At 73.5% G+C, this 3,316-nt stretch carries 2 protein-coding genes; one reads left to right on the forward strand and one right to left on the reverse strand.

Going from position 1 to position 3,316, the window contains the following annotated elements; genetic code table 11:
• A partial coding sequence (locus ACFXHB_RS38095; protein WP_380580542.1) for a LysR substrate-binding domain-containing protein occupies positions 1-764 on the reverse strand: 764 nt, incomplete at its 3' end.
• 369 nt (positions 765-1,133) lie between these two features.
• Here ACFXHB_RS38095 and ACFXHB_RS38100 point away from each other — a divergent pair.
• Positions 1,134-3,230 (forward strand): beta-galactosidase, encoded by a 2,097-nt coding sequence (locus ACFXHB_RS38100; RefSeq protein ID WP_380580544.1) that lies wholly within the window; start codon positions 1,134-1,136, stop codon positions 3,228-3,230.
• The last annotated feature ends 86 nt before the right edge of the window (positions 3,231-3,316 follow it).

Raw genomic sequence — 3,316 nt, forward strand, 5'->3', positions numbered from 1 at the left:
GCCAGCATCCCCGACTCCGTCTCCTGACGAATGACGTGCTCGGAGACGACCGCCAACCCCAACCCCCGACAGACAGCCTGCTTGACGGTGTCCGTCCCCCACATGTCCCACTGCTCGGCCCGCTCCAGCCCCCACATCCGCAACGCGGACTCCTGGAGCCGCCGGGTGGCGGAGCCGCTCTCGCGCATCAGGAACCGCTGGTCGGCCAGGTCGGCGGGGGTCAGGGCCCGGCCGATGAGCGGCGAGCCCGGCTCCGCCACCAGCACCATGGCCTCCTCGAACATGCCCTGCGCGACGAGCTGTTCGTCGCGCGGCGTGCCGGCGCACAGGCCCAGGGCCACCTCGCCCTTCAGCAGCCAGGACTCGACCGCCTCCTCGTTGCCCACCCGGATCTGGCACGAGACCTTGGGGGCCCGCAGGGCGAACTCCGACAGGAGCAGCGGCAGCAGGTAGGTGCCCAGGGTCGTCGTGCCCGCCAGGACCAGCCGGCCGGCCCCCAGACCGCGGTACTCGGCGACGGCGAGCTCCATCTCGTCCAGAAGCTCGAAGATCCGCTGGGCGTACTCGACCACGATCTCCCCCGCCGGCGTGGGGCGGGCGCCGTGGCTGGTGCGGTGGACGAGCTGCGCGCCGAGGGAGCGTTCCAGGTTCCGGATGTGGTTCGACACCGCCGGCTGGCTGGTGAACAGCGACTTCGCCGCCCCCGAGAAGCCCTTCGACTGGATGACCTTCACGAGCACTTCCAGCTGGATCAGGGTCGCCATGCTCCGTACCTCCGCTGCGCACTGTCGATGGGCCCCGGACACCGGGGCGGGGGGTGAGGACGATCGGACGGGGAAACCGCGTCCGCCCATGGAACGCGGACTCCGGCATCTGCGCAAGGCCCGGAGGGGGGCGCGGTTCCGGGCACGGCCCCTGGGATGTTACCGGTAGCAGGACGGCAGTCAAGGCACTCGCCACATGCTCTTCACACCAAGGAAGATGTCCGCTCAGAGCGTTGATACCGGTCACATGGACGTGTTGACTGTAGGGGCCGGCCGCGAGGCGCCGTCGGCCCCTTTCCGGCTGTGCCCGACCCATCCGTTCCAGGACCGGCGCACGCCCTTTCCGCACGACTTCTCCGAGGAGCACGAGTGCCCCAGCTCTCCCCCGCAGCGACACCGACCCCGACGAGCCGGCCCGACCCCGCGGCAGCGCCGTGGGGCGCGGTGCCCAGGCTCGCGTTCGGCGGGGACTACAACCCGGACCAGTGGGACCGGGACGTGTGGCGCGAGGACGTCCGGCTGATGCGACAGGCCGGCGTCAACCTCGTGTCGCTCGGCATCTTCTCGTGGTCCTGGATCGAGCCCGACCAGGACCGCTTCGACTTCTCCGGGCTGGACGAGGTGATCGGCCTGCTCCACGAGGGCGGTGTCGCGGTCGACCTCGCCACCCCCTCCGCCTCGCCCCCTCCGTGGTTCTCCGAGGCCCACCCCGAGGCCCTGCTCGTCGACCACCTGGGCCGGCGCCTGGGCCACGGCTCCCGCCAGGGGTTCTGCCCCTCCTCGCCCGCCTACCGACAGCGCACTGCCGTCGTCGCCGAGCAGCTGGCCCGCCGCTACGGCGAGCACCCGGCCGTGGTGATGTGGCACGTCGGCAACGAGCTGGGCGGCTACAACGCGCACTGCCACTGCCCCACCACCGCCGAGGCGTTCCGGACCTGGCTGCGCGCCCGCCACGGCGACCTGGACGACCTCAACCGGGCCTGGGGAACGGCCTTCTGGAGCCAGCGCTACAGCGCGTGGTCGCAGGTCGAGGTGCCCGGCTCCACACCGGGCCGGGTCAACCCCGCCCAGCAGCTGGACTACTACCGCTTCGCCTCCGACGAGCTGCTCTCCTGCTACCGGTGGGAACGCGACATCCTCCGCCGCCACTCACCGGGGCGGCCGGTCAGCACCAACTTCATGGCCGGGACGTTCAAGTGGGTCGACTACTGCGGCTGGGGGCCGGAGGTCGACCTCGTCACCAACGACCACTACCTGGTCGCCGCCGACACCGAGGGCCACACCGGGCTCGCCTTCAGCGCCGACCTCTCGCGCGGGATCGCCGGCGGCCGGCCCTGGCTGTTGATGGAGCACTCGACCTCGGCCGTCCAGTGGCAGCCCCGGAACACCGCGAAGCGCCCCGGCGAGATGCTGCGCAACAGCCTCGCGCACATCGCCCGCGGGTCGGACGGGGCCTGCTTCTTCCAATGGCGCCAGTCCGCGTCCGGCGTGGAGAAGTGGCACTCCGCGATGGTCCCGCACGGCGGTGAGTCCAGCCGGATCTGGCGGGAGGTCGTCGAGCTGGGCGCGGCGCTGGGGCGCATCGGCGAGGTCGCGGGCTCGACCGTGGCGGGCGAGGTGGCGCTCCTGTGGGACTACGAGAACTACTGGGCCCTGGAGATGGGCGGCCGGCCGAGCGTCGACCTGGGGTACGCGGCGGAGGCCGAGGCGTGGCACCGCGAGGTCTGGCGGCAGGGCGTGGTGTGCGACGTCGTCCCGGCCACCGCGACCGCCGAGCTGCTGTCCCGGTACCGGCTGCTGCTGCTCCCCGCCCACTACCTGACCACCCCGGAGACGGCGCGGGAGCTCACCGCGTACGTGCACGGCGGCGGCCACCTGGTGATCGGCCCGTTCTCCGGACTGGTCGACCGCGACGACCGGCTCCACCCCGGGCCCTACCCGGGCGCCCTGCGGGAGTTGCTCGGGCTGACGGTCGACGAGTTCCTGCCGCTGCGGGAGAACACCACCCTGTCCCTCGACAACGGGCTGACCGGTCGGGTCTGGGCGGAGGCCGTCCACCCCGCCGACCCGGTGGGCACGGTCGGCACCGTCGTCGAGGCGCGCTTCGCCGACGGCCCTGCGGCGGGCGGGCCGGCCCTGCTGAGCCGCCGCGCGGGCGCCGGCCTGGTGCGGTACGCCGCCACCCGATTCGAGGGCCCCTCGTTGCGGGCGGTGCTCGCGGGCGCGCTGGACGGGGCGGGCGTGAGCAGCACGGTGCCGGGGGCCGGCGACGGGGTCGAGGTCGTCCGCCGCACGGCGCAGGACGGGCGCAGCTGGCTGTTCGTCCTCAACCACACCGATGACGCGGCCGAGGTGGCGTGCGACGGTGTCGAGCTGCTCTCGGACACGGCGGTCGCGGGCCGGCTATCCGTCGCGCCGGGCGGCGTCGCCGTCGTCCGGGAGCCGGGAACCCCGGACGCCGGATGACATGGTGGTGGGGGGGGCGCGGGGGGGGGCCCCCACACCCGCGGGCCGGGGGGTGACCGGGGAGGCCGGGGGGTGCGGGGCACCCC

Source organism: Kitasatospora sp. NPDC059327 (assembly GCF_042752535.1).
Classification (GTDB): domain Bacteria; phylum Actinomycetota; class Actinomycetes; order Streptomycetales; family Streptomycetaceae; genus Kitasatospora.